The organism is Variovorax sp. GW821-FHT09B05, assembly GCF_059418265.1.
In genome coordinates, this window is the sequence record NZ_JBWKPN010000011.1 from 248,999 (window position 1) to 274,746 (window position 25,748).

At 69.4% G+C, this 25,748-nt stretch carries 24 protein-coding genes; 11 read left to right on the forward strand and 13 right to left on the reverse strand.

The window, feature by feature from the left end:
* Positions 1–26: 26 nt before the first annotated feature.
* Genes AC07RM_RS27170 through AC07RM_RS27180 form a run of 3 tightly spaced genes read left to right on the forward strand, consistent with a single transcriptional unit; the run spans position 27 to position 2,612 of the window.
* A complete protein-coding gene (locus tag AC07RM_RS27170; RefSeq protein WP_495336541.1) occupies positions 27–1,028 on the forward strand; it encodes an ABC transporter substrate-binding protein in 1,002 nt (333 codons plus the stop codon).
* A gap of 25 nt (positions 1,029–1,053) precedes the next feature.
* The gene (locus AC07RM_RS27175; protein ID WP_261210784.1) at positions 1,054–1,821 is read left to right on the forward strand and encodes an ABC transporter ATP-binding protein; all 768 of its coding nucleotides are present in this window, start codon (positions 1,054–1,056) and stop codon (positions 1,819–1,821) included.
* Positions 1,822–1,823: 2 nt separating this feature from the next.
* The gene (locus tag AC07RM_RS27180; protein WP_057591526.1) at positions 1,824–2,612 is read left to right on the forward strand and encodes an ABC transporter permease; all 789 of its coding nucleotides are present in this window, start codon (positions 1,824–1,826) and stop codon (positions 2,610–2,612) included.
* Between the two features lie 68 nt (positions 2,613–2,680).
* On the opposite strand, the gene AC07RM_RS27185 is transcribed toward AC07RM_RS27180, so the two are convergent.
* The 8 genes from AC07RM_RS27185 to AC07RM_RS27220 all read right to left on the reverse strand — a co-directional run bounded on the left by AC07RM_RS27185 (position 2,681) and on the right by AC07RM_RS27220 (position 12,012).
* A complete protein-coding gene (locus AC07RM_RS27185) occupies positions 2,681–4,168 on the reverse strand; it encodes a nucleobase:cation symporter-2 family protein (protein WP_093340522.1) in 1,488 nt (495 codons plus the stop codon).
* Positions 4,169–4,340: 172 nt separating this feature from the next.
* Positions 4,341–5,333, reverse strand: coding sequence for an NAD-dependent epimerase/dehydratase family protein (locus AC07RM_RS27190; protein ID WP_495336542.1), 993 nt, complete (start codon positions 5,331–5,333; stop codon positions 4,341–4,343).
* Positions 5,334–5,434: 101 nt separating this feature from the next.
* Positions 5,435–5,884, reverse strand: coding sequence for a helix-turn-helix domain-containing protein (locus AC07RM_RS27195; protein ID WP_495336543.1), 450 nt, complete (start codon positions 5,882–5,884; stop codon positions 5,435–5,437).
* A gap of 11 nt (positions 5,885–5,895) precedes the next feature.
* On the reverse strand, positions 5,896–6,663 hold the full coding sequence (locus tag AC07RM_RS27200) for a GntR family transcriptional regulator (protein ID WP_495336544.1): 768 nt from the start codon (positions 6,661–6,663) through the stop codon (positions 5,896–5,898).
* Between the two features lie 46 nt (positions 6,664–6,709).
* Positions 6,710–7,450, reverse strand: a complete 741-nt coding sequence (locus AC07RM_RS27205; protein WP_057591522.1) for an aspartate/glutamate racemase family protein — start codon at positions 7,448–7,450, stop codon at positions 6,710–6,712.
* 28 nt (positions 7,451–7,478) lie between these two features.
* A complete protein-coding gene (locus tag AC07RM_RS27210) occupies positions 7,479–8,972 on the reverse strand; it encodes an NCS1 family nucleobase:cation symporter-1 (RefSeq protein WP_495336545.1) in 1,494 nt (497 codons plus the stop codon).
* Between the two features lie 252 nt (positions 8,973–9,224).
* Entirely contained in the window at positions 9,225–10,910 is a 1,686-nt protein-coding gene (locus tag AC07RM_RS27215) for a CehA/McbA family metallohydrolase domain-containing protein (RefSeq protein WP_495336546.1), read from the reverse strand.
* 181 nt (positions 10,911–11,091) lie between these two features.
* Positions 11,092–12,012: a LysR family transcriptional regulator gene (locus tag AC07RM_RS27220; RefSeq protein WP_495336579.1), complete on the reverse strand. Its 921-nt coding sequence runs from the start codon at positions 12,010–12,012 to the stop codon at positions 11,092–11,094.
* Between the two features lie 156 nt (positions 12,013–12,168).
* Between AC07RM_RS27220 and AC07RM_RS27225 the strand changes: the two genes are divergently transcribed.
* From AC07RM_RS27225 to AC07RM_RS27240, 4 genes are all read left to right on the forward strand, one after another.
* A complete protein-coding gene (locus tag AC07RM_RS27225; RefSeq protein WP_495336547.1) occupies positions 12,169–13,071 on the forward strand; it encodes an amino acid ABC transporter substrate-binding protein in 903 nt (300 codons plus the stop codon).
* A gap of 68 nt (positions 13,072–13,139) precedes the next feature.
* Entirely contained in the window at positions 13,140–14,390 is a 1,251-nt protein-coding gene (locus AC07RM_RS27230) for an aminotransferase class V-fold PLP-dependent enzyme (protein WP_495336580.1), read from the forward strand.
* Between the two features lie 97 nt (positions 14,391–14,487).
* Positions 14,488–15,264: an acetoacetate decarboxylase family protein gene (locus AC07RM_RS27235; RefSeq protein WP_495336548.1), complete on the forward strand. Its 777-nt coding sequence runs from the start codon at positions 14,488–14,490 to the stop codon at positions 15,262–15,264.
* Between the two features lie 58 nt (positions 15,265–15,322).
* Positions 15,323–16,126, forward strand: a complete 804-nt coding sequence (locus AC07RM_RS27240; protein ID WP_495336549.1) for a helix-turn-helix transcriptional regulator — start codon at positions 15,323–15,325, stop codon at positions 16,124–16,126.
* A gap of 3 nt (positions 16,127–16,129) precedes the next feature.
* Here AC07RM_RS27240 and AC07RM_RS27245 read toward each other — a convergent pair whose 3' ends face one another.
* The 4 genes from AC07RM_RS27245 to AC07RM_RS27260 are packed head-to-tail and all read right to left on the reverse strand — an operon-like array spanning position 16,130 to position 20,821.
* Positions 16,130–17,365, reverse strand: coding sequence for a M20 family metallopeptidase (locus tag AC07RM_RS27245; protein ID WP_495336550.1), 1,236 nt, complete (start codon positions 17,363–17,365; stop codon positions 16,130–16,132).
* A gap of 5 nt (positions 17,366–17,370) precedes the next feature.
* Positions 17,371–19,152, reverse strand: a complete 1,782-nt coding sequence (uraD, locus tag AC07RM_RS27250; RefSeq protein WP_495336551.1) for a 2-oxo-4-hydroxy-4-carboxy-5-ureidoimidazoline decarboxylase — start codon at positions 19,150–19,152, stop codon at positions 17,371–17,373.
* Between the two features lie 23 nt (positions 19,153–19,175).
* Positions 19,176–20,135, reverse strand: coding sequence for an allantoinase PuuE (gene puuE, locus AC07RM_RS27255; protein WP_495336552.1), 960 nt, complete (start codon positions 20,133–20,135; stop codon positions 19,176–19,178).
* A gap of 11 nt (positions 20,136–20,146) precedes the next feature.
* Positions 20,147–20,821: a GntR family transcriptional regulator gene (locus AC07RM_RS27260; protein ID WP_057596531.1), complete on the reverse strand. Its 675-nt coding sequence runs from the start codon at positions 20,819–20,821 to the stop codon at positions 20,147–20,149.
* 84 nt (positions 20,822–20,905) lie between these two features.
* On the opposite strand from AC07RM_RS27260, the gene uraH reads away from it, so the two are divergent.
* Positions 20,906–21,256 (forward strand): hydroxyisourate hydrolase, encoded by a 351-nt coding sequence (gene uraH / locus AC07RM_RS27265; RefSeq protein ID WP_093340498.1) that lies wholly within the window; start codon positions 20,906–20,908, stop codon positions 21,254–21,256.
* Between the two features lie 137 nt (positions 21,257–21,393).
* On the opposite strand, the gene AC07RM_RS27270 is transcribed toward uraH, so the two are convergent.
* A complete protein-coding gene (locus AC07RM_RS27270; RefSeq protein WP_208512671.1) occupies positions 21,394–21,894 on the reverse strand; it encodes a hypothetical protein in 501 nt (166 codons plus the stop codon).
* 53 nt (positions 21,895–21,947) lie between these two features.
* Between AC07RM_RS27270 and xdhC the strand changes: the two genes are divergently transcribed.
* The 3 genes from xdhC (at position 21,948) to AC07RM_RS27285 (ending at position 25,621) form a co-directional block, all read left to right on the forward strand.
* Entirely contained in the window at positions 21,948–22,754 is an 807-nt protein-coding gene (xdhC, locus tag AC07RM_RS27275) for a xanthine dehydrogenase accessory protein XdhC (protein ID WP_495336553.1), read from the forward strand.
* Between the two features lie 238 nt (positions 22,755–22,992).
* Positions 22,993–24,201: a urate hydroxylase PuuD gene (locus AC07RM_RS27280; protein WP_093340492.1), complete on the forward strand. Its 1,209-nt coding sequence runs from the start codon at positions 22,993–22,995 to the stop codon at positions 24,199–24,201.
* 64 nt (positions 24,202–24,265) lie between these two features.
* Positions 24,266–25,621 (forward strand): glycerate kinase type-2 family protein, encoded by a 1,356-nt coding sequence (locus tag AC07RM_RS27285; protein ID WP_495336554.1) that lies wholly within the window; start codon positions 24,266–24,268, stop codon positions 25,619–25,621.
* Positions 25,622–25,748: the final 127 nt, after the last annotated feature.

The window sequence follows — 25,748 nt, forward strand, 5'->3', positions numbered from 1 at the left end:
CCATGACGAAGAAGCAGAGGTAAGCGATGAAAAGACGTACGTTGACCCAAGGCCTCGCGGCGATGGCCGCGCTCCCGGCGCTGTCCCTCGGCCTGCGAACGGCGCAGGCGCAGGGGGCCACCAAGCTGCGCGTGCGCATGGACTTCTCGCCCTGGGGCATGCACGGCGCGGTGCATCTGGCCCAGCAGAAGGGCTGGTTCAAGGACGAGGGCCTGGAGGTCGAGGTGCAGGACGGCACCGGCACCATCTCGACGCTGCAGCTGCTCGCGGCGGGGCAGGTCGACGTCGGCCAGGTGGCGCTCGGCACCATGGCGGTGGCGAAGGAGAACGGGCTCGAGCTGGTCTCGATCGCCGGCTTCGCGCGCACCGGCGACCTCGCCGTCATGACCGACGCGGCGCAGGGCGTGAAGTCGCCGAAGGAGCTCGTGGGCAAGAAGATCGTGTGCTTCACGACCAGCCCGTGGGCGCCGTTCATCGAGCCCTTCCTCAAGGCCAACGGCATGACCAAGAGCAGCATCGAGCTGGTGATGGTCACGCCCAGCGCGATGATCTCGACCTATGCCTCGGGCAACAGCGACGGCTTCATGTCGCAGGCCCCGTTCGGCCAGCCGATGGTGCTGAAGACCCGCAAGGCCAGCGCGCTGCTGCTGGCCGACAGCGGCATCAGCTTCCCGAGCTACGGCCTGGCCACGACGCCGAAGGCGATCGAGTCGAAGCAGGCCGCGATCGCGAAGTTCACGCGCGTGCAGCTGCGCGCCTGGCAATACATCCACGACAACCACATCGACGAGGCGGTGGCTGCCATCGTGGCGCAGCGGCCCAATGCGCGGCTCGACCCCGAGGTGCTCAAGGGGCAGCTCGTGGCCTATCGCCCGTTCTTCCAGAGCCCGGGCGACAAGAACCTGCCGATCGGCCAGCAGTCCGACGCGGACTGGGCCGCGGCGATCCGCTCGATGGAACAGACCGGCCAGATCAAGCCGGGCCGCAAACCCTCCGACTACTACACCAATGCGCTCCTTTCCGTCTGAAGCGCCCGCGCGCGGAGCCCACCACGTGGCCGATTTCCTGTCGATCGACGGCCTCCACAAGGTCTACCAGTCCGGCCGCAAGCCGATCACCGCGCTGCAGGACGTGCGCCTCGGCGTCGCGCGCGGCGAGTTCGTCTCGATCGTGGGCCCGAGCGGCTGCGGCAAGAGCACGCTGATGCGCTGCATCGCCGGGCTCGAGCCGATCACCAGCGGCCGGCTCGCGCTCGACGGCGTGCCGATCACCGAGCCGCCCGACAACATGGGCGTGGTGTTCCAGCGCGACCTGCTGCTGGAGTGGCGCAGCATCCTCGACAACGTGCTGGCGGCCGCCGAGTTCCACGGCCTCGAGCGTGCGCGGCATGCGCCGCGCGCGCGCGAGCTGCTGGCGCTGTTCGGCCTGGCCGACTTCATGGACCGCTATCCGCGCGAGCTCTCGGGCGGCATGCGCCAGCGCGTGTCGATCTGCCGCGCGCTGCTGCTCGATCCGCAGCTGCTGCTGATGGACGAGCCCTTCGGCGCGCTCGATCCCTTCACGCGCGATGCGCTCAACGCGGAGCTGCAGCGCACCTGGATGGCGACCGGCAAGACGGTGATCTTCATCACCCATTCGATCACCGAGGCCGTCTACCTCGGCGGGCGCGTGGTGATGATGGCGCGCGGCCCGGGCCGCATCGCCGACATCCTGCCGATCGAGCTCGAGCGGCCGCGCGGCCTCGACGTGCGCGAGACGCGCGAGTTCGCGGCCTACGTGTCGCGCATCAAGGAAACCTTCCGCGAACTGGGCGCCTACTGACCATGAAGACACTCTGGAACCACACCGAGCGCAGCCGCCAGGCCCTGCTCACGCTCGCCGTGCTGCTCGTGGCCTGGGAGGCGTGCGTGCGCCTGCTCGGCATCCGCGACTTCCTGCTGCCCGCGCCGTCGAAGATCATCGGGCAGTTCCTCGCGCAGCCCGGCTACCTGCTGCGCGAGACGCTCGACACCTTGCTCACCACGCTGTACGGCTTCGTGCTGGCCGTGGTGCTCGGCGTGGCCGCGGCCATCGGTATCGTCTACTCGCGCTTCCTCGACCGCACGCTCTACTCGCTGCTGGTGGCGCTCAATGCCGTGCCCAAGGTCGCGCTCGCGCCGCTGTTCGTGATCTGGATGGGCACCGGCGCGCTGCCCAAGGTGGCGATCGCGATGCTGATCGCGATCTTCCCGATCCTGATCGACTGCGTGCTGGGGCTGCGTTCCACCGATCCCGACATGCTCGACATGGCGCGGGTCAACAAGGCCACGCGCGGGCGCATCCTCTGGAAGATCCGCTTTCCCAATGCGCTGCCCAGCCTGTTCGCGGGCATGAAGGTCGGCGTGTCCTTCGCGCTGGTCGGCACCATCGTCGGCGAGTTCGTGGCCGGCGAATCGGGTCTGGGCCACGTGATCCTGGTGGCGCAGGGCAGCTTCGACACCTCCACCGTGTTCGTCGCGCTCGCGCTGCTGTGCGTGCTCGGCGTGGTGCTGTTCAAGGGGATCGAGCTGGCCGAGGAGCGGCTGCTCGGCTGGCATGCCTCGCAGCGCGGCGTGCCGGCGCACGCGGTCTAGCAGAGGCCGTGCGCGCTGCATAAAAAAAGGGGCCGTCGGCCCCTTCGTTCGTTGTGGCGTGCAGCGGCTCAGTGCGCATCCGCATGCTTGGCCGCCGCGATCACCGCCTGCTCGTCGTGCTTCGCGCCGTTGAGGAACAGGTTCAGCAGCACCGCCGCGATCGACGCCAGCAGGATGCCCGACTCGATCAGCGAGTGGATCGCATGCGGCATCCATTGCTTGAAGTTGGGCGCGATCAGCGGAATCATCCCGACGCCGATCGAGACCGCGACGATCATCGCGTTGTGGCGGTTGTGCTTGAAGTCCACGCCCGAGAGGATGCGGATGCCGGTGGCGGCCACCATGCCGAACATCACGAGGCCCGCGCCGCCGAGCACCACGGTGGGCAGCGACTCCACCAGCGCCGCCATCTTCGGCAGCAGGCCCAGCACGATCAGGATCACGCCGCCGGCCACGCAGACATAGCGGCTCTTGATGCCGGTGACGGCGACCAGGCCCACGTTCTGCGAGAAGCTGGTGTAGGGGAAGGTGTTGAAGATGCCGCCGATCAGCGTGCCCAGGCCGTCGGTGCGCAGGCCCTTGGCGAGGTCCTGCTGCGAGATCTTGCGCTCGGTCATCTCGCCGAGCGCGAGGAACATGCCGGTCGATTCGATCATCACCACCACCATGATCAGCGTCATCGTGAGGATCAGGATCGGGTCGAACTGCGGCATGCCGAAGTGGAAGGGCAGCACGATGTCGAACCACGCGGCCTTGCCGACCTTCTCGTAGGTCATGAGGCCGGTGAGCGAGGCCACGACCGCGCCGATGACGATGCCCAGCAGCACCGAGATGTTGGCGACGAAGCCCTTGGCGTACTTCACGATCAGCAGGATCGACACCAGCACCAGCGCGGCCACGCCCAGGCCCGAGAGGTCGGCGTACTTGGGGTTGGGCACGGTGGGCATGATCGCGAAGCCCTTGGGCACCGCGGGGATGGAGCTGCCGGGCGAGGTGACTTCGGCCAGCCACTTGGCGTAGACCGGATCGACCAGCGCGGGCGCCGTCGGGCCCACGGGATTGCCGAAGATCCAGTTGATGCCCACGCGCATCAGGCTGATGCCGATCACCGCGATGATGGTGCCGGTGACCACCGGCGGGAAGAAGCGCAGCATGCGGCTCACGAAGGGCGCGATCAGTATCGAGACGATGCCCGCGCCGATGATGGCGCCGAACAGCAGCTGCGCGCCGTTCTGGCCCGGGTTGGCGTTGGCGATCGCGACCATGGGCGCCACCGAGGCGAAGGTCACGCCCATCATCACGGGCAGCTTGATGCCGAACCATTGCGTGGCGCCGAGCGCCTGGATCAGCGTGGCGATGCCGCAGCAGAACAGGTCGGCCGAGATCAGCAGCGCGACCTCGTCGGGCGAGAGCTTGAGCGCGCGGCCCACGATCAGCGGGACCGCGACCGCGCCCGCGTACATGACCAGCACGTGCTGCAGGCCCAGGGCGGTGAGCTTGCCGGTGGGCAGGCGCTGGTCCACCGGATGGACTGAGGAAAGGGAGTCGGCCGTCATCGTGAATCTCCTGCTGCGGCAATGAGAGAAAGACAGGGAGAGGTGCGGCGCGCAGTCGTCGGGCGCGTCCACCGCACCGGGTGTACGCGAAACTGTATACAATTTATGCGGCAATCCGGACTGAGGAAAACCCGGAGGGCCCGGGTGGGCCGGATGCCGTGCCGCGGCGGGTTCAGGCCACGGGGTAGGGGCCGTCCTCGAAGCGCTGCGCGTGGTAGCCCTTGCTGCCCACGGCGTGCGCCAGTTCGCTGCGGAAATCGCGGCCCTCGCGCAGGCTTTGCAGCACCTGCGCGAAGTCGTGCTTCGGCACCCAGCCCAGGTCGCGCCGCGCGCGTTCGTTCACGTACACGCGGTCGAGCTGCGCGGGCAGGGTCCAGCCGCGCCGTTCGTAGAGCGACTCGCAGTCGGGGAAGTGCCGGCGCAGCACGGCCGGCGCATCGCTGCGCAGCAGCGCGAGCTCGTCGCGCGCGAAAGGCGTGGTGGCCGAGACGATGTAGCGGCCGAAGCCCAGCGCCGGTGCGCGCCGTGCCGCGCACAGGTGCGCCTCGACGATGTCCGCGATGTCGGCGCGGCGGTGCAGCAGCTCGTTGGCCTGCGCGTTCTCGAGCGAATGGCGTTCGCGCGCGCGCGGATCGTCGTCGTCCTCGGGGAAGAAGCGCGAGGTGCGCAGCACGATCGCGTGGAGGCCGTGCTCGCGATGGAACAGCTGGCACAGGTCCTCGGCCGCGGTCTTGGTCGCGCCGTAGATGTTCTTCGGGATCGGCGTCACCTCTTCCGTGATCCAGGCGGCGGGCTCGCCCGCGGCCGGCGTAAGCGCCGAGCCGAAGCTGCTGGTGGTGCTCGTGAACACGAAGGCCCGCACGCCGGCCGCCACCGCCTCCTCGAGCAGCGCGAGCGTGCCCGCGATGTTGGTCTCGACGAACTCCTGCTTCGCATGCGTGGCCACGTGCGGCTTGTGCAGGGTGGCGGTGTGCAGCACCGTGCGCACGCCGCGCATGCACTCGCGCACGAAGCCGCGGTCGGCGATGGAGCCGGTGCGGTCGGTGAAGGGCGAGGCGAGCAGGTCGATGCCGCGGGCTTCGCCCCCGGTGTCGGGGTGCGCGCGCAGATGGCGCATCAGTGCTTCGCCGAGATGGCCGGCGCTGCCGGTGACCAGGGTGGTCATGGGAACGGTTTCCTTCCTGCGATGGGATTCTCGAAACCGCGAGGCTAGCGCGAGGCCGCGCGCGCCGTCCACGCATAAGTTATGCGTGGAGCGGTCCGCCCTCAGGCGATGGTAGTGACCAGCCGTCCCGCGCTGCCGTCGGCCAGCGCGATGCGCTCCCACAGCACGCGGCCCGGCAGGATCGGGATCACGGGGTCGAGCGTGCCGGCGGTCGCGATCTCGAGCGTGGCCAGCTCGCCTTCGTGCCAGCCGCGGTCCGCGAGCGTGGCCTCGGCCGCGAGCAGCCGGTGCGTGCGGTCGCAGATCAGGTGCACCTTGCGCGAGGATGACTCCACCAGCCGCTTGAGCGCCGCGTCCTGGCGCGGATCGCGCGCGGCGGCCAGCAGCCGGTGCGCGGCCGCCTGCTGCGCCTTCGACAGCGGCAGGTCGCCGCGCTCCCAGCGCGACACGGTGGCCTGGTGCACGCCCATGAGCTGCGCGAAATGGCTCTGCTTGAAGCCGCGCAGCAGCCGCAGGCGCTTGAGAGCGAGACCGATGTCGCTGGCCGCCATGCGCGCGTTCCTCAGGCCAGCAGCGCCTTCACCAGGTCGAGCTGGCGGTCGGGCTTGCCGGTGCCGAGCTCGAGGCTGGCCTCGATGCGGTCGAGGTGTTCGATCATGCAGTCCACGGCGGCTTCGACGTCGCCGGTGCGGCAGATGCGCAGGAAGTCGGCATGTTCGTCGGACGAGCAATGCGGATCGTTCGACGAGTGGTAGAGCATCGCGATCAGCGAGCTGCGCGCGACCAGTTCGCGCACCAGCTCGGCCAGCGTGTGGTTGCCGGTGGCCTCGGCCAGCGCGACGTGGAAGTCGCCCAGCAGCTTCTCGCGCACCGTGCCCATGGTGGTGGTCTGGCGCAGCGCGTTGCGCTCGAAGCGGATGTGCTGGTCGAGCGCCTGGTAGTCGCGCGGCCGCGCGTTGGCGATGAACAGCCGCACCACCTCGCGCTCGAGGATGCGGCGCACCGCGAACACCTCGCGCGCTTCCTCCACCGTGGGCTGGCAGACGAAGGCGCCCTTGTCGGGAATGATCTCGATCAGCTTGTCCTTCGACAGCATCAGCAGCGCCGCGCGCACCTTGGTGCGGCTCACCGAATAGACGCGGCCCAGCGCCTCCTCGCGCAGCCAGGTGCCGGGCGGCAGGCGCTTCTCGACGATGGCGGTGGCGATGTCCTGGGCGATGCTCTCGATGGAGCTGGCCTTGTCCGCCTTCTCGCTGGCGGCGGCCGGGCCGTCGCCGGACGCAACCGGCGCGGCGGGGGAAGGAGCGGGGGTGGAACGTGCGCGGGGCATCCGTGGATTGTCGCTTGGCGAAAGCCGGTGCCGGGCGCACATGCCGCTATGGCCTCGCGAGGGTGAAGCCTTCGAGCGCGCCGACCATGGTCTTGGGCAGCGGCCGCGCGAGCTCGCCGCGCTTGCTGGTGCGCAGCTTGAGCCGCACCAGCGATTCGATCAGCTGCGTGCCCGCGGCCACGCCGTCGATCACCGGCACGCCGAGCAGCTCGCCGATGTGCTCGCACAGGTCGGTCATGCCGGCGCAGCCGAGCACGATGCAGTCGGAGCCGTCCTCCTCGAGCGCGCGCCGGCATTCCTCGACGATGCGTTCGCGCGCGCGCGAGCCCGGCTCCTCGAGCTCGAGCACCGGCAGCTCGCAGGCACGCACGTTGGCGCAGAAGCGCTCCATGCCGTAGATCTCCGCCAGGTGCCAGGCCTGGCCGATGGTGCGCCCCAAGGTGGTGACCACGCTGAAGCGGCTGCCGACCATGCTGGCCAGGTGCATCGCGGCCTCGGCGATGCCCACCACCGGCCCGCGCGCGAGCTCGCGCGCGGCCTTCAGGCCCGGGTCGCCGAAGCAGGCGATCACGTAGCCGTCGATGCCGTCGCGCTCGCCGGCCGCGATCTCCTGCAGCAGGCCGGGCACGGCCAGCGCCTCGTCGTAGTGGCTCTCGATGGACACCGGGCCCATGGCCGGGCTCACGGCCACGATCTCGGTGCCGGCGTGCGCCACCGCGCGGGCGCAGGCGCCGATCTTCTCGGTCATGCTCCAGGTGGTGTTGGGGTTGATGATCTTGATGCGCACGGTGCGCTCCCTTTCTCTTGCGGTGTGTTCAGGTCTTGGTGTTGCGGTTCAGCAGCGCGTAGATCACGAAGCCCAGCGCCATGCCGATGAACCAGGCGTAGTTGGCCGCGCCGCGCAGGGTCGGCACCATCACGCACAGGATCGGCACCAGCGCCGAGGGGATCAGCGCCTGGATCGCCTTCGGGTTGTAGCCGCCGCTGTACCAGTACTTGCCCTGCGTGCTCATGCTGTAGAGCGCATCCACGTCGATCTGCTGCTTGCACACCAGGTAGTAGTCGGCGATCAGGATGCCGAACAGCGGGCCGATGAACGAACCCAGCACGTCGAGCGTGTAGTGGATGACCTCGGGACTGTTGTAGAGGTTCCACGGCGTGAGGAACACCGAGCCCACGGCGGCGATCATGCCGCCGGTGCGCCAGCTGATGTGCTGCGGCGCGACGTTCGAGAAGTCGAAGGCCGGCGAGACGAAGTTGGCGACGATGTTGATGCCGATGGTGGCGATCATGAAGGTCAGCGCGCCCAGCACGACGGCGGTGGTGCTGTCGATCTTGCCCACGGTGTGCACCGGGTCGGTGATCAGTTCGCCGAACACCGGCAGCGTGGCGGCGGTGGTGATCACGGTCAGCAGCGAGAAGAACACGAAGTTGATCGGCAGGCCCCAGAAGTTGCCCTTCTTCACCGCGTCGAAGCTCTTGCCGTAGCGCGAGAAGTCGCCGAAGTTGAGCATCGGGCCGCTGAAGTAGCTGACCACCAGCGCGATCGCCGACAGCATCACCGGCAGCGCGTCCCAGCCCTGGAACTTGATGCCGCCGAGGTTCAGGTCGATGTTCTTCCAGCCGGCCTTCCACACCAGCCAGCCGCACAGGATGGCCATCACCACGTAGACCGCCGGACCGGCCCAGTCGATGAACTTGCGGATCGCGTCCATGCCGTGCCAGAACACGAAGGCCTGCAGCACCCACATCACCATGAAGGCGACCCAGCCCAGCGTCGACAGGCCGACGAAGCCGTGCTGCGCCAGGTCGGCGTAGGGCGCGAGGTTGGGGAACATGTGCAGCGCCAGCACCATGAAGGCGGCCGAGGCGAGGTAGGTCTGCACGCCATACCAGGCCACCGCGATCAGGCCGCGGATGATGGCCGGGATGTTGGCGCCGAGCACGCCGAAGGAGGCGCGGCACATCACGGGGTAGGGCGTGCCGGTCACCTGGCTGGGCTTGGCGACCAGGTTGCAGAAGATCTGCACGATCACGATGCCCACCAGCAGCGACACCAGCACCTGCCAGCTCGACAGGCCGAGCGCGAACAGGCTGCCGGCCGTGATGTAGCCGCCCACGCTGTGCACGTCGGACATCCAGAACGCGAAGATGTTGTACTGCCCCCAGGTCTGCTTCTTGAGCGGCGCGAGGTCCTCGTTGGTCAGGCGCGGGTCGTAGCCGGGCTTGATGAGGGCATTCGATTCGGCATGCGCCGGGGCGCTGGCTGCGCTGGCCCCGGCGGGCGTCTGGCTGACGGCTGTGCTCATGGTCTTTACCTCGTCTCTTCGATTTGGGTTGCGTTGGAGGACCTGCTTGCGACGCAATTTGTGCGCCCGTTTTTGAGTTCGTTATTTGTATACAAAAACTGAGCACAATCAAGATCATCCAGATATTCATATATCCGTAGATTCCCTGAGACGCGGGTGGGCGGGCGCGAGCCGCCGCTGCAAGAAAAAGAGCGCCGGGCCCAGGGGCCACGGCGCTCTCGCGCGGAAAGGGCGGGGGAAGACCGGCCGGGCCTACTTCGCCGCCACCTTCACGAACACCGGGTTCGAATAGAACCAGAGGTCGGCGTAGTTGCGCGCGTTGATCGCGTTGAAGCGCGCCACGTTGTCGTTGCCCTCGGTGCGCGCGTCGGGCAGCGGCTCGCCGTTGGCGGTCTCGCCGGGCACGTCGGTGCCCAGGTTGGTGCCGCGCAGCCGGAAGTACTGGTTGGCGCCGGCCTTCACGGTGAAGCTGGCGGCGTAGTAGCCCTCGGCGTCGAGCTTCCAGTCGGCGCGCGTGAAGCGCTTGACGACGCGCGTCGACGGGCTGGTCGCGCGGTCGTAGCCGGGCGTGCCGGGCTGCTCGCGGCCGGTCACGTCGCCCGCGATCAGGTCGATGTGGTCGACCACGAGCTTCACGTTGGCATAGAGGCCGCTGCCGAGCTGGTACTCGAAGTTGTTGCGCTCGGGGCTTTTGAAGCGCACGGTGATCTGCAGCTCCTCGCCCGCGGCGGCCGCGAGCTCGGTGCCCATGCGGCCGGCGCCCTTGCTGCTCCTGACCTGGAAGTCGAGCGCGTCGATCAGGTCGCCGTTGACCGCGAACAGCCGGCCCGCGCGCATCGCCGCGAGCAGCGACTTCGGGTCCTTGATGTCGCCGAACAGGTGGTTCTTGGCGTACTCGCCGGGCGCGTAGCCGCTGCTGTAGAGGCCGCGCGAGGTGGTGAAGTGGTAGTCGGAATCGGCCACGTTCCAGATCCGGCGGCCTTCCGACAGCAGCGCGTCCCAGGTGCCGCCGAGCTTGGCCACGAGGTGGTCGACGCCGCCGTAGGTGCGCGAGGGCAGGTTGGCGTCGATGTAGGCGCTGTTGTAGCCGCCGCGGTCGGGCTCCATCTGGTTGCCGACCATGCCCTCGAGCGAGAACACGATGTCGGGCGCGAGGTCGTTCATCTCGCGCAGCTGCGCGATCGTGTACTTGCCGGGGTTGCGCGAGGGATGGTTGATCTGCAAATAGCTGGTGGTCGGATAGTTCTTCTTGAGCCAGGCCACGGCCTGCATCGTCTCGGCGTGGGTGTTGTAGGCGGTGCCGGCCTTCGGTCCCCAGGCGGCCACGTCGGCGGCCGGGAACAGCGCGGCGTCGCGGTTGGTGAACAGGTACTCGAACTGGCTCACGGCCTTGAGCGCGGCATCCGACATCGGGCTGTCGGTCAGGATGCCGACGTTGCCATGGTCGTGCGCGGGCATGTCCCATTCGGCCGAGGCGAAGATGGTCTTGTCGGCGTACTTGCCGCTGGCCTGCAGCGCCTTGATGCGCGGCACCTGGTACTTGGCCATGCCTTCGGAGAACGGGATCTGCGCGGGCAGGGTGCGGCCGTCGTTGTCGTAGGACGAGAGACGCAGGTGGTCCGAGATCGCGACCCAGTCGAGGCCGAAGCGGTCGAAGGCCTTGGCCAGCACCTGGTCGAGCGTGGAGATCTGCTGCGTGTCGTCGGACTGCCAGGTGTGGACGTGCAGGTCGCCGACGGTCCAGCGGCCGGCTTCGGCGGCCGGTGCGGGCGGCGGGGCCGGGGGCGCGGGTGCCGGGGCGGGCGCGGCGGGCAGGCCGCCGAACACCACGGCGCTGTCGGAGCCGCCGCCGCAGCCGGCGAGCAGGGCCGTGCCGAGCACGAGCGAGAAGGCGAGGCGCGACAGCGGCAGGCCGGGAAGGGAAGACAGGGATTTCATGAAGACGGGAACAGGAACGCGGAAGGGACACGAGGCCGCCGCTGCAAGGCCGCGGCGCTCGGGGACGAACGAGGCGCGGGTGCGCCAGGAACGCGCTGGAGTCTCGGTGCCCGTCGTGACGCGTGCGTGAAAGCCGAATGAAAGTCACGCCGCTGTCACGAGCGGCGCGCGGCCGCCGACATCAGCCTGTCATCGCGTCGTCGGCCTGCGCCTGGAACATGCGCGTGAAGTCGCAGCAGGACTGCGCGAGCATCACGATCGACGAGGTCAGCGCGCTGCGGTGCTCGCCCTTGTGCATCGCCACGTAGCGCACCACCGGCAGGGCCGGCGCCACCTCGATCTCCGCCAGCATGCCGGCGGCCACCATCGGCCGCAGGCATTCGCGCGGCAGGTAGCTCACGCCCAGGCCCGACACCGTGAGGCCGACCAGCGCGATCAGGTTGCTCACCACGATGGTGTCGGCCGGCTGCACGCCCTGTTCCTTCATCCAGGCGTCGTAGGCGCGGCCGGTGCCCGAGTTGCCTCCCTGCACCAGCATGCGCTGGCGCGCCAGCTCGTGCAGCCGCAGCGGCGCGTCGGCGGGCACCACGCCGGGCTTGCACATCCAGGCGCTCTTCACCTCGCCGATCGCCTTGCTCGCCATGCGCGCGTCGGCGAAGCTGTCGGGCAGGAACACCAGGTCGAGTTCGTCGGCCAGCAGCTTGTCGCGCAGCTGCAGGCTGTCGTCGACGTCGGGCTCGAGGATCACCTTCGGGTAGTGCTGCTGGATCAGCCGCACCAGCCGCGGCAGCCAGGTCATGGCCGTGAGCTCGGTCACGCCGATGCGCAGCCGGCGCTCCACCACGCCGGGCTTGCCGAACTGCTCGACCGCCGCGTCGCGCTGCGCCAGCAGCTTCTGCGCGAGCACGTACATCTCCTCGCCCTTCTCGGTGAGCCGCGCGCTGCGCTGGCTGCGGTCGAACAGCTCGGTGTCGAACAGCGCCTCGAGCTCGTGCACCCGCTTCGACACCGCCGACTGCGAGGTGTGGAGCTGGTTCGCGGCCTGCGCGAAGCCGCCCAGGCGGGCGATCCAGTAGAGGGCCTCGAGCTGCTTGAAGGTCATCATGGCGCTGCGTTCCTTGGGAGAAAGAACACTTTAAGCGATATTTTTCGATGAATAAAAATCGCTTTTGGAAACTTGAAGCCGCGCCGAAGATGCGCTCCGAACCGGTTGCGCCCACCACTTTCGTATTCAACCCACACGGCCAAGGACTTCACCATGCATTTCCCACGCGCCTTCGCACGCCCCGCCGCGCTCGGCATCGCCCTCGTGCTGGCCTGCGGCGTCGCCGCCGCCCAGGACAGCGGCACGCTGCGCAAGATCAAGGACAGCGGCACCATCCAGATCGGCAGCCGCGACACCCAGATCCCGTTCTCGTACAAGACCAGCGCCGACGCGGCGCCGATCGGCTTCACCAACGAGATCTGCCTGAAGATCGTCGAGGCGGTGAAGGCCAGGCTGAACCTGCCCAAGCTCGACGTGCGCTACACGCTGCTGAACTCCACCAACCGCATCCCGCTGCTGCAGAACGGCACCGTGGACCTCGACTGCGCGACCACCACCAACACCACGCAGCGCCAGCAGCAGGTGGACTTCGCGCCCAGCCATTTCGTCACCAACATCACGGCGGCGGTCAAGAAGAACTCGGGCATCAACAGCTTCGCCGACCTGCAGGGCAAGACCGTGGCCACCGTGGCCGGCAGCACCTCGATCCAGCTGCTGCGCGGCGCGCGCAAGAACGGCATCGACGTGCAGGAGATCGCGGGCAAGGACACGGCCGATGCCTTCCTGCTGCTCGCGAGCGACCGCGCCGCGGCCTACGTGCTCGACGACGTGCAGCTCGCCGGCCTGATCGCCAACCAGCCCAACGCGGGCGACTACAAGCTGCTGAAGGAATCGCTGCGCCAGGAGCCCTACGGGATCATGCTGCGCAAGGACGATCCCGAGTTCAAGGCGATCGTCGACCAGACCGTGGCCGGCCTCATGAAGTCGGGCGAGATCGACAAGCTCTATGCGCGCTGGTTCACGCAACCGATCCCGCCGCGCAACGTGAGCCTCGACTTCCCGATGTCGGACGCGGTGCGCGAGACCTACAAGAACCCGAACAACAAGGGCGTGTGAGCGTGAGCGCTTCTTCCTCTCCGAACGGCGCGCGGCATCCGCGCGGCCTGGCCTTCTCCGACGCGCTGATGCACGAGGTGCGCGAGCGCTTCCTGCTCGTGGAGCGCGACCACCACGGACGCGAGCGCCTGTACTTCGACAACGCGGGCGGCTCGTTCCGGCTCAAGGCCGCCATCGAGCGCTTCGCGGCCATCGACGCGGTGCCCGACAACACCGAGCGCATCCACGAGACCGCGCTCGAACTGCAGGCCGTGCAGGCGCGCGGCTGGGACGACGTGCGCACCATCCTCAACGCCGAGGGCGGCAGCATCTTCGCGGCGCTCACCGCCTCGGGCGCCATGTTCGACATGGTGCGCGCGGTGGCCGAGAACGTGGGCGGCACGAACATGGTGACCACCGTGCTCGAACATCCCTCGGCCTACGACGCGATGGCGCTCTACGCCGAGCGCACCGGCCGCGAATTGCGCGTGGCGCGCAGCAACCCCGAGACCGGCGGCATCGACGTCGACGAGATCGTGCGGCTGGTCGATGCCAACACCTGCCTGCTCAACGTGATCTACGCCTCGAACATCTCGGGCGCGAAGCTCGACATCGAGGCCATCGTGCGACGCGCGCGCGAGGTCAAGCCCGATCTCTACATCGTGGTGGACGCGGTGCAGCATGCGCCGCACGGGCTGATCGATCTGCAGAAGACGCCGGTCGATGGCATCAACCTCGCGCCCTACAAGTTCTTCGGCTGCCGCGGCTCGGGCATCGCCTGGATGTCGGAGCGCGCCGCGGCCCTGCCGCACCACAAGCTCGCGGGCAAGAAGGCCGGCCACTGGGACCTCGGTAGCGTGGCGCCCTGGCAGTTCGCGGTGGTCAGCGAGATCGTCGACTACGTCTGCTGGCTCGGCGGCCACTTCAGCGAGGCCACCGGGCGGCGCGAACTGTTCGCGGCCGGCATCGCGCACATCGAGCTGCACGAACGCGCGCTGCTCGCGGCGCTGCTCGAGGGCGTGGACGGCCAGCCGGGCCTGCGCGCCATGCCGGGCGTGCGCGTGTTCCTCGACCATCCCGACCTGAGCCGGCGCGACCTGATCCTGGGCATCGGCTTCGACGGCCTGGACTGCACGCGCGCCGTGCACGAGTACGGGCTGCGCGGCGTCACGGTCTACGAGCGCACGGCCGCGAGCATCTACTCGAAGCGCATGCTCGATTCCTTCGGGCTCGAGGGCACGGTGCGCGTGTCGCCGCTGCACTGCAACTCGATGGCGGAAATGGCGCGCTTCCTTCAGGTGACGCAGGAGATCGCACAGGCCTTCGCGACGGCGGACTGAGGCAAGGGGCACCGCGGCGGGATCACTGGCGTACAAGACGCCCGCGCGCGGGCGTCCTATCGTGGGGCGGTCTTCCACTTTTGTGAACCGCCTCCCGATGCCCACCCCGTTCTCGCCCCCCTTCACCGCCTCCGGCCGCAGCGCGCTCGTGCAGGCGCCGCCCTGGCACTACGCCGGCTGGCTGGTCAACGTGGCCTTCGCCTTCGAGGCCGAACGCGCCGCCGCGCTGCTGCCCGCCGGGCTCGGCCGGGCCACCGGCCAGGGCTGCGTGCATTTCGCCGACTGGCAGTTCTGCGGCGCCGATGGCGCGGAGCTGCTCGATCCCGTCTATGCGCAGTACCGCGAGACCATCGTGGTGCTCGAGATCGAAGGCCCCCCGGGCGAACAGCGCTTCTGCTGCCCCTTCATCTACGTCGACCAGGACATCTCGCTGCTGCGCGGCTGGCTGCAGGGCTGGCCCAAGAAGATCGGCCAGACCTGGGTCACGCGCAGCCTGCCGATCGCCCATCCGGCGGCCGCCTCGCTGGGCCAAGGCAGCCGGCTCGGCGCCAGCCTCAGCGTGAAGGAGCGCCGGCTGGTCGATGCCAGCGTCACATTGAACGGCGAGCCCGGCGAACGGCTGGGCTTCCTGCGCGCGCCGACCATCGGCGCGATCGGCTGGCCCGACCTGACGCGGCCGCGGGAGGCGCCGGTGCCGCGCCACCTGCGCGCCGACATCGTCGACCGCGTGGAGTCGGGCTGGAGCGCGGGCAGCGCCACCCTGCGCTTCCACGACCATCCGGTGGAGGAGCTTTCGCTGCTCGGCGAGGTGCGCGCCACGCAGGCCACGGCCGGCTGGATGGGGCTCACGGTGCGCGGTGCCCTCGCCGCCTAGGTCGAAGCCGATGCCCGCGGCGATCGTGTCGAGGGCGCTGCTGCGCTACCCTCGCGCGATGACCGCCGTCGCCGCGCCGCCGCCGTCCTCCCGCCTGGTCGTGCTGCCCTCGGGCGAGGGCCTGCGCGTGGAGGCGCTGTTCGCGGCCGAGCCGCGCGCCCGCTTCGCGCCGCACTGGCATCCCGAATGGAGCGTGGGCGCCATCCTCGAGGGCCACTGCGAGTTCTCGTGCGACGGCGAGGCGCTCGTGGCCCATGCGGGCGAGCTGGTGCTGATGGCGCCCTACATGCTGCACACCGCGGGCGTGAGCCGGCGCAGCTTCCGCATGGTGATGCTCTATGTGCCGCACGGCTGGGTCGCGGCGCGGCTGGGCTGGCCGGCGGACTCGCGCGGTGCCCTGCGGTGCAAGGTGCTGCCCGATGCCGAACTGGCCGAGGCCCTGGCTGCCGCCGCCACGTCAGCGGACGGCGCGGGCATCGCCCGCCTGGTCGAGCGCATCCTGCGCGCCCAGGCCGGCCCCGAACTCATGCCGCTGCAGCCGCCCGCGCCCGACGCGCGCGTGGCGGAGATCTGCGCGCTGCTCGCCGAGGAGGATGCCTGCCGCATCGACCCGGCCGCGCTCGCGCGCCGCATGGGCGTGTCGCGCGAGCACTTCCAGCGCGCCTTCCGCGAGGCCGTGGGCATGACGCCCGCGCACTACGCGCGGCATGCGCGCATCGGCCGCGCCAAGGCGCTGCTGCGCGAGGGCGTGGCGCCGAAGGACGTGGCGGCCGAATGCGGCTTCGCCGACCAGGCGCACTTCTCGCGCTGGTTCCGGCGCTGCTTCGGAGTGGCGCCGGGGCGGTATCGCGTGGCCGCCTGAGACTCAGGCCAGCAGGTCGCTCAGCGTGCGCGCGATCACCTTGGTCGCGCGCCGCAGGTCCTCGAGCACCACGCGCTCGTCGCTGCGCTTGGCATGCGACTCGAGCACGGTGCGCGGGCCGGCGCCGTAGATCACGCCCGGAATGCCGGCCTCGCCATAGAGGCGAACGTCGGTGTACAGCGGCGTGCCCATGGCCTTGATCGGCTCGCCGAACAACTCGCCGCCATGCTTCTGGATCGCCTCGACCAGCGGCTGGTTGCCCGCCAGCGGCTTCATCGAATTGGCCAGCAGCAGGCGCTTGATCTCGACCGTGATGCCCGGGAACGAGGCCGCCGCGTCGGCGATGACCTGGCGGATCGAGGCCTCGACCTCGACCGGGTTCTCCTCGGGGATCATGCGGCGGTCGAGCTTGAACACGACCTTGCCGGGCACCACGTTGGTGTTGGTGCCGCCCTCGATGCGGCCGACGTTGAGGTAGGGGTGCGTGATGCCCTCGACCTGCGAGCTGACCTGCTGGTAGAGCGTGTTCTGCGCATAGAGCGCCTCGAGGATCTTCACCGCGCCCTGCAGCGCGTCGATGCCGGTGGAGGGAATGGCGGCATGCGCCATCTTGCCGTGCACCGTCACTTCCATCTGCAGGCAGCCGTTGTGGGCCGTGACCACCTCGTAGCTGAAGCCCGCGGCGATCATCAGGTCGGGCTTGGTGAGGCCGTTCTTCAGCAGCCAGCCCGGGCCGAGGATGCCGCCGAATTCCTCGTCGTAGGTGAAGTGCAGCTCGACGCCGCCCTTGCTCGGCCTGGCCACGGCCTCGAGCGCGCGCAGCGCGAAGGTGAAGCTCGCGAAGTCGCTCTTGCTCACGGCGGCCGCGCGGCCGTAGAGCGAGCCGTCGGCGATCTCGCCGCCGTAGGGGTCATGGGTCCAGCCCTCGCCGGGCGGCACCACGTCGCCGTGCGCGTTGAGCGCCACGGTGCGGCCGCCGTCGCCGTCCTTGCCGTACTTGCGGCGCACGATCAGGTTGGTGATCGATTCGAGGCCGTAGTCCTTCACGTCCTGCGCCGGCACGGCGTGCTTCTCGGCCACGAGGCCGAAGCCCTCGAGCAGTTCGGCGGTGCGCTCGGCATGCGGCGCGTTGTTGCCGGGCGGGGTGTCGGTGGGCACCTGCACCAGTTGCTGCAGGAACTTCACTTCCTCGTCGAAGTGGGCGTCGATCCAGGCGTCGAGCTTTGCGTAGTCGGTCATGGGGTTCAGGCGGCGCTCGGCGCGCCGTTCAGGTTGTCGAGCAGATGCTGGAAGGCTTGCACCGCCAGCTCCATGTCGTCGTTGGTGCTCGATTCGAGCGGGTTGTGGCTGATGCCGGAGTTGATGCCGCGCACGAACAGCATGGCCTGCGGCATCACCTCGTGCAGCTTCATCGCGTCGTGGCCGGCGCCGCTGGGCATGCGGAACAGCGGCACGCCGAGCGAATCGACCGCGCGTTCCCAGCGCTGCTGCCATTCGGGCGCGCTCGGCGCGGCCGAGGCACGCATGGTCTCCTCGAGCGTGTGGCGCACGCCGCGGCGTTCGCAGATGTCCTGCAGCGCCTTCACCACGTCGTCGGCGAGCGCATCGCGCTGCGCATCGTTGGGCGCGCGCAGGTCGAGGCTGAACTTGCAGCGCCCGGGCACCACGTTGATCGAGCCGCTCGGCACCTCGAGCATGCCCACGGTGCCGACCGAGTCGCCATCCTTGGCGGCGCGCTGCTCGGTGTAGAGGATCAGCTCGGCCACGGCCGCGGCCGCGTCGCGGCGGCGGTCCATCGGCGTGGTGCCCGCATGGCTGGCCATGCCGATCACCTCGCCCACGTAGCGCACGCTGCCGTTGATCGAGGTCACGATGCCCAGCGGGATGTCGAGCTCGTTGAGCACCGGGCCCTGCTCGATGTGCACCTCGACGAAGCCCAGGTATTTCGAGGGATCGCGCTGCGCCTTGGCGATGTCCTCCTCGCGCAGGCCCGCATGGGCGCGCGCCTCGCGCATGGTGATGCCGTCGGCGTCCTTCTGGTCGAGCCAGGCCGGGTTGAAGTGGCCGATCAGCGCGCCCGAACCGAGGAAGGTGGCCTTGTAGCGCTGGCCTTCCTCCTCGGCGAAGCCCACCACCTCGAAGGCGAAGGGCAGGCGGCGGTTTTGGCGCTTGAGCTCGCGCACGCAGGCCATGGGCACGAAGATGCCGAGCCGGCCGTCGTACTTGCCGCCGTTGCGCACGGTGTCGTAGTGCGAGCCCGTGAGCAGCGTCTTCACATCGGGCGTCGCGCCCTCGTAGCGGCCGACCACGTTGCCGACCGCGTCGATCTCCACCGAGTCGAAGCCGGCCTCGCGCATCTCGCGCGCGATCTGCGCCGCGCAGGCACGGTGCGCGTCGGTCAGGTAGGTCACGGTGAGCTGGCCCTTCTCGGCGAAGCCCGGGTCGCTGTGCACCGCGAGCGCCTCCTGCCAGTCCCACACGTGGTTGCCGAGCGCCGGCTCGGTGCCGAACTTGTCGTTCAGCCGGATCTCGGCGATGCGGTGGATGTTGCGCAGCGCCTCGGCGAGCTCGAAGTCGGGATGGTTGTAGGCGCGGCGCTCGAAGGTGTCGATGATCTCGCGCTTGGACAGGCCCGTGCCGCGCGGGCCGCGCACCGCGAGGATGAAGGGGAAGCCGAACTTCGCGTTGTAGTCGGCGTTGAGCCGCTGGATCTTGGCGAACTCCTCGGGCGTGCAGTCGGTGAGGCCGGCCTTGCCCTGCTCGTTGGTCGATTCGGCGGTCAGTGTCTTGCTGACCATCGCCTTGCCCGCGAGCTCGGGGTGGGCGCGGATCAGGGCCAGGCGCTCCTCCTTGGTGGCCGTGTTCACGGCCTGCGCGAGCGCGTACTTCAGGTGCTGCAGCGAACGGAACGGGCGCGCGGCCAGCGCCTGGCGCGCGATCCACGGCGAGTGCTCGTAGGTGCCGTCGAGCAGCGCGACGGCTTCGTCGGCGCCCGCGGCGTTCAGTTGTTCGATGGTCAGGCTCATGGCGTGTGTGTCCTCCGTATGAATCAAGCTTGCGAGGCTTGGGAAGAGGCTTCGAACGGATGGGTCTTCTTCCAGTGCCGCGCGATGTCGACGCGGCGGCAGACCCACACCCGCTCGTGGCTGGCGATGTGATCGAGAAAGCGCTGCAGCGCCACGATGCGGCCCGGGCGCCCGAGCAGGCGGCAGTGCATGCCGATGCTCATCATCTTCGGCGCCTCGTCGCCCTCGGCGTAGAGCGCGTCGAAGCTGTCCTTCATGTACTGGAAGAAGGGATCGGCGTGCGAGTAGCCCTGCGGCAGCGCGAAGCGCATGTCGTTGCAGTCGAGCGTGTAGGGCACGATGAGCTGCGGCACGGTGGTGCCGTCGGTCTTGCGCACCTTCATCCAGAACGGCAGGTCGTCGCCGTAGTAGTCGCTGTCGTACTCGAAGCCGCCGTAGTCGGCCACCAGCCGGCGCGTGCGCGGGCTGTCGCGGCCGGTGTACCAGCCGAGGGCGCGCTCGCCCGTGAGTTTCTCGATGGCTTCCATGCCCAGGCGCATGTGCTCGCGCTCGGTGGCCTCGTCGATGTTCTGGTAGTGGATCCAGCGCCAGCCGTGGCAGGCGATCTCGTGGCCCAGTTCCTTGAAGGCCGCCGTGAGCTCGGGATGACGCTCGAGCGCCATGCCGACACCGAACACCGTGAGCGGCAGGCCGCGCTTCTCGAACTCGCGCAAGAGGCGCCACACGCCCACGCGCGAGCCGTACTCGTAGATGCCTTCCATGCTGATGTGGCGGTCGGGGTAGCTCGCGGGATTGAACATCTCCGAGAGGAACTGTTCCGAGCCGGCGTCGCCGTGCAGCGTGGCGTTCTCGCCGCCTTCCTCGTAGTTGAGGACGAACTGCACCGCGATGCGCGCGTTGCCGGGCCACTGCGCATGGGGCGGGTTGCGGCCGTAGCCGACGAGGTCGCGCGGGTAGGGCAGGGTGGTGTCGTAGACGGTCATGGTGGAAGGGGTCAGGACAATGCGAGGGAGATGTCGCTGGTGGGCACCTTGCGGTCGAACACCAGGTTGGCCTCGACGTGCTGCAGGTGCTCGGTCATCAGGCGCACGGCGCGTTCCTCGTCGCGCGCGGCCAGCGCCTTGACGATGTCGGCGTGCTCGTCGTTCGAATGCTCGGCCGCGCTGGTGCTCTGGTACATGAGCGTGATGAGGGCGCAGCGCGAGATCAGCTCGCCGAGGATCTGCGCCAGCACCTGGTTGCCCATGAGCTCGGCCATGCGCACGTGGAAGTCGCCGAGCAGCTCGGTGCGGCCCGAGACGTCCTCGCCCGACACGGCCGATTTCTCGAGCGCCACGTGTTCCTTGAGCGCCTTGATCTTGGCCGGCGTGACGGTGCGCACGAACTCGCGCGTCATCTCGGCCTCGAGCATGCGGCGCACCGCGAACACCTGCTTGGCCTCGTCGACCGCGGGCGCCGCCACGAAGGCGCCGCGCGCGGGCTCGAGCCGGATCAGCTTGTTCTGCGCGAGCTGGAACAGCGCCTGGCGCACCAGCGTGCGCGACACGCCGAAATGGTCCGCCAGCTTCTGCTCGGCCAGCTTGGTGCCGGGCTGAAGCCGGTGGTCGACGATCGCGCGGGTGAGCGCATCGACGATCGAACGGGTGGTGGAGGACTCCATGTTTTTCATGATAGACCGAAAGCCGACAACTGTATACACTTTTGTCCACCGGAATATCCCGCACTCTCACCTGACCGACCGAAGGAAACTCCCATGGGCCTGAGCACCCACGTACTGGACACGATGCATGGCGGCCCCGCGGCCGGCATGGAGGTCGCGCTCTTCACCACCGAGGGCGATGCCGCCACGCTGGTGCGGCGCTTCACGCTGAATGCCGACGGCCGCAGCGACGGCCCGCTCTACGACAACAGCACGCTGAAGACCGGCACCTACCGGCTGGTGTTCGACGTGGCGGGGTACTTCAAGGCGCGCGGCGTGGCGCTGCCCGAGCCGAACTTCCTCAACAAGGTGTCGCTGGACTTCGGCGTGGCGCATGCCGACCAGCACTACCACGTGCCGCTCTTGGTGAGCCCGTGGAGCTATTCGACCTACCGGGGGTCGTGAACGCCGACAGCGTGACTGTCGAACGTCTTCCTCCTTCCCCCTCTGGGGGAAGGTCGGGATGGGGGCTACCCCCGCGCCCCATGGAGGCGCTGCGTGCCCCCACCCCAGCCCTCCCCCAGCGGGGGAGGGAGCCGGAACTACTGCTGCAGCTGCCCTTCGGTCAGCGTGTCGAGCTGGAAGCGCCCGCTCTTGTCCCAGAGCCAGGTGTCGGTCCACACGACCGGACCAAGCCGCGACGCGGCCGGGAAGGGCGCGGCCTGCAGCACGGTGCGCTCGATCTCGGCGATGACCTCGGGCGCATGCTGGGGCGCGCGAAGCCAGTGCAGCGAGACCACGCGGCCGCCGCCGTCGAGGCTGACCTGCAGCGTGCCGACCGCGTAGAGCACCGGCGGCAACTGCCCGCCGTAGATGCGGCGGTTGTTGAGGTCATAGACATGGCGCGCGGCGTCGCGCCGGTAGTCGCGCGCGCTGGTGGCATTCGATGCGCGCGGCGCCGGCCGGCCGCTGGCGCCGGGTTCGGCGGTGGCCTTGCTCAGTTGACCGGGCACCGAACCGGTGGTGCCGCACCCGGCGAGCCAGAGCGCGGCAAGAAAAGACACCGCCAGGGCGAGGCGGCGCGTCGTGGGCTGAAAATTCATCGCCGGGTTTATACCGTGACTCCCTCCCTTGCCCGCAACCGAAGGTATCCCTCATGAACGGCGCGGTCGACCAACTGCTGGCCCGTCTTCGCGACGAAGACGCGGTGCTGGTGCGCGTCGAATCCACGCAGGGCTCGGCCCCGCGCGAGGCCGGCACCTGGATGGCGGTCTGGGCCGAGGGCCTCACGGCCACCATCGGCGGCGGCCAGCTCGAGTTCCAGGCCACGCAGGAAGCGCGCGAGCTGCTGGCCGGCAGCCGCGCCATCGACGGCATCCAGCGCTATCCGCTGGGCCCGAGCCTGGGCCAGTGCTGCGGCGGCGTGGTGTTCCTGTCGTTCCGGCGCGTCTCGGCCGCCGACATCCCCGAGCTGCGGCGCGCGCTGGTCGAGCACCTGCGGCCGGTGGCGCTGTTCGGCGGCGGCCACGTGGGCGCGGCGCTCGCGCGGCTGCTCGCGGGCCTGCCGTTCTCGGTGCGCTGGATCGACAGCCGCGACGGCGTGTTCCCCGAAGAACTGCCGGCCCAGGTCGAGACCGAGCATTCCGAGCCGGTGCAGGACGCGGTGGCCTCGCTCGCGCCCGGCAGCCGCGTGCTGATCATGAGCTTCAGCCATGCCGAGGACCTCGACATCGTGATCGCCTGCCTGCGCCGCCTGCGCGAGCGCGACGACCTGCCCTACATCGGCCTGATCGGCAGCAAGACCAAGTGGGCCACCTTCAGCCACCGGCTCGAGGCGCGCGGCTTCACGGCGGCCGAGCTGGCGCGCATCACCTGCCCGATCGGCGTGCCGGGCATCACGGGCAAGGAGCCCGAGGTGATCGCGGTCGCGGTGGCGGCACAGTTGTTGCAATCGCTGGGCTGAGCCGGCGCTTCGGTGCACGAACAGGGTTTTCCCGGCACCGGCGCCGCAAAAAACCACGCCGCCCCTCGCCAAAACTGTATACACTTTCAGTCCACAAGTATCTGCCGCAGCGGAGCGAGGCCCACCCGGAGCCTGCGTTCGCGGCACTTTCTCTGCTTACAGCGCCCGCAGTGGTGAGCAGGACGAAGACATCCGCGCCCGGCGTTCCCCCGCGCCGAGCGGATTGAGAGAGCACCTCATGGAAAGCTACTACCTCGACTGGGCCAACCTGCTGCTGCGCTGGGTCCACGTCATCACCGCCATCGCCTGGATCGGCGCCTCCTTCTACTTCGTGATGCTGGACAACAGCCTCGAGAAGCCGCAGGACCCCGAATCGCTCGACAAGGGCGTCGGCGGCGAGCAGTGGGCCGTGCACGGCGGCGGCTTCTACAACATGCAGAAGTACCTGCTGGCGCCCAAGAAGCTGCCCGACCACCTGCACTGGTCGTACTGGGAGAGCTACTCCACATGGCTCACGGGCTTCGCGCTCTTCACCATGTCGTACCTCTGGAACGCCAGCACCTACCTGATCGACAAGTCGAAGATGGACTGGCAGCCGGGCGCGGCGATCGCCGTGGCGCTGGCCTTCCTGGTCGTGTTCTGGATGGTCTACGACAGCATCTGCCAGCTGTTCGGCCGGCGCAAGAACGGCGACACCATCGTCGGCGTGCTGGTCGCGATCTTCGTGGCCTTCGCGGCCTGGCTGGCCTGCCAGTGGTTCGCGGGCCGCGCGGCCTTCCTGCTGGTCGGCGCCATGATGGCCACGACCATGAGCGGCAACGTGTTCTTCTGGATCATCCCGGGCCAGCGCAAGAACGTGCAGGCCCTGCGCGAAGGCCGCCCGGTCGACCCGGTGCACGGCCAGCGCGGCAAGCAGCGCAGCGTGCACAACACCTACTTCACGCTGCCGGTGCTGTTCGCGATGCTGAGCAACCACTACAGCTTCACCTACACCCACAAGTACAACTGGATCGTGCTGCTGCTGATCATGCTCGGCGGCGCGGCGATCCGGCAGTTCTTCGTGGTGCGCCACCGCTTCAAGCTCGGCAACGCGCGCAACCCGCTGCCCTACGCGATGGTCGGCGTGGCCGTGCTCGGCCTCACCATCGTCTGGATGAAGCCCGAGCCCGCCGCCCCCGTGGCCGCCGCCGCGCCGAGCGCGCCGGCCGTGGCCTACCAGGACGTGCAGAAGGTGCTCGAGCAGCGCTGCTACATGTGCCACGGCGCGAGCGTGCAGATGAAGAACGTGCGCGTCGACTCGCCCGAGCAGGTGAGTGCCCACGCCCAGGCCATCTACCAGCAGGTGGTGGTCACGAAGATCATGCCGATGAACAACGCCACCTCGATCACCGACGAGGAGCGCGCCCTGATCGGCCGCTGGTTCCAGGGCGGAGCCAAGACGAACTAGACCGCGGTCAAGAGGGCGGACTCGGGTTCGCCGCAAAATGCAGGCCCCGGAGACAACGCCACCCATGACCGCCAAGACCTCGACGCCCCCCTCGCTGCAAGACGCGACCGCTCCCGATCCCCGCCAGGCGCCGCGCGCCTTCCTCGAACACCTCTACCGCGTCGCGGTCGACCGCGCGCTGCCGCTGTCGACCCTGGGCGCGCACCTGCCCAAGCCGCCCAAGGGCCGCACGCTGGTGCTCGGTGCCGGCAAGGCCGGCGGTTCGATGGTGCAGGCGCTCGAGGCGCTGTGGCCGGCCGACGCGCCGCTGTCGGGCCTGGTGGTCACGCGCTACGACCACATCCCGCCGCGGCCCGAGGGGCTGCCCAGCCGCATCGAGATCGTCGAGGCCGCGCATCCCGTGCCCGACGCGGCCGGCCAGCAGGCGGCCGAGCGCATCCTCGCGCTGACCGAAGGCCTGACCGCCGACGACCTCGTGCTGTGCCTGATCTCGGGCGGCGGCTCCTCGCTGCTGGTGCTGCCGGCCGAGGGCCTGACGCTGGCCGACAAGCAGCGCATCAACAAGCAGCTGCTCGACAGCGGCGCCCACATCGGCGAGATGAACTGCGTGCGCAAGCACCTCTCGCGCATCAAGGGCGGCCGACTCGCGGCGGCCTGCGCGCCGGCGCGCGTGGTCACGCTCACCATCAGCGACGTGCCCGGCGACGACCCGGCCGTGATCGCCAGCGGCCCCACCGTGCCCGACGCCACCACCTGCGCCGACGCGCTGGCCATCCTCGACCGCTACCGCATCGAGGTGCCGGCGCCGGTGCGCGCGCAGCTCGAGAGCGGCGCGCTCGAGACCCCAAAGCCCGGCGATGCCGTGTTCCAGGGCCACGAGACCCACATGATCGCCGCGCCGCAGCAGTCGCTCGAGGCGGCCGCCGCGGCCGCGCGCGCCGCCGGCATCGAGGCCCACATCCTCAGCGACGAGATGGAAGGCGAATCGCGCGAGGTCGGCAAGGTGCATGCCGCGCTCGCGCGCGCCGTGGCCCAGCGCGGCGCGCCGTTCGCCAAGCCCTGCGTGATCCTCTCGGGCGGCGAGACCACCGTCACCATCCGGCCGCGCCAGCCCGGCCAGGCCAAGGGCCGGGGCGGACGCGCCGGCGAGTTCTGCATGGGGCTCGCGGGCGCGCTGCTGGGCCAGGCCGACGTGTGGGCGCTGGCGGCCGACACCGACGGCATCGACGGCGTGGAGGACAACGCCGGCGCCTACGTCACGCCCGACACCCTGGCGCGCGCCGCCAACGCGGGCCGCAAGCTCTCGGACCACCTCGACCGCAACGACGCCTATGGCTACTTCGACGCCATCGGCGACCTGTTCGTGACCGGGCCGACGCACACCAACGTCAACGACTTCCGGGCGCTGCTGGTGCTCTGAGCACCGGCGCGCCAAACGCCCTTCCCCGGCGGGGGAGGCGGGCGGCCGCCTGCGCGCATCCCCGACTCGGGTTAACCTATGCGCCCCGGCAGCCCGCTGCCGCCCAGCCGCACGCGCCTTTTTGGGC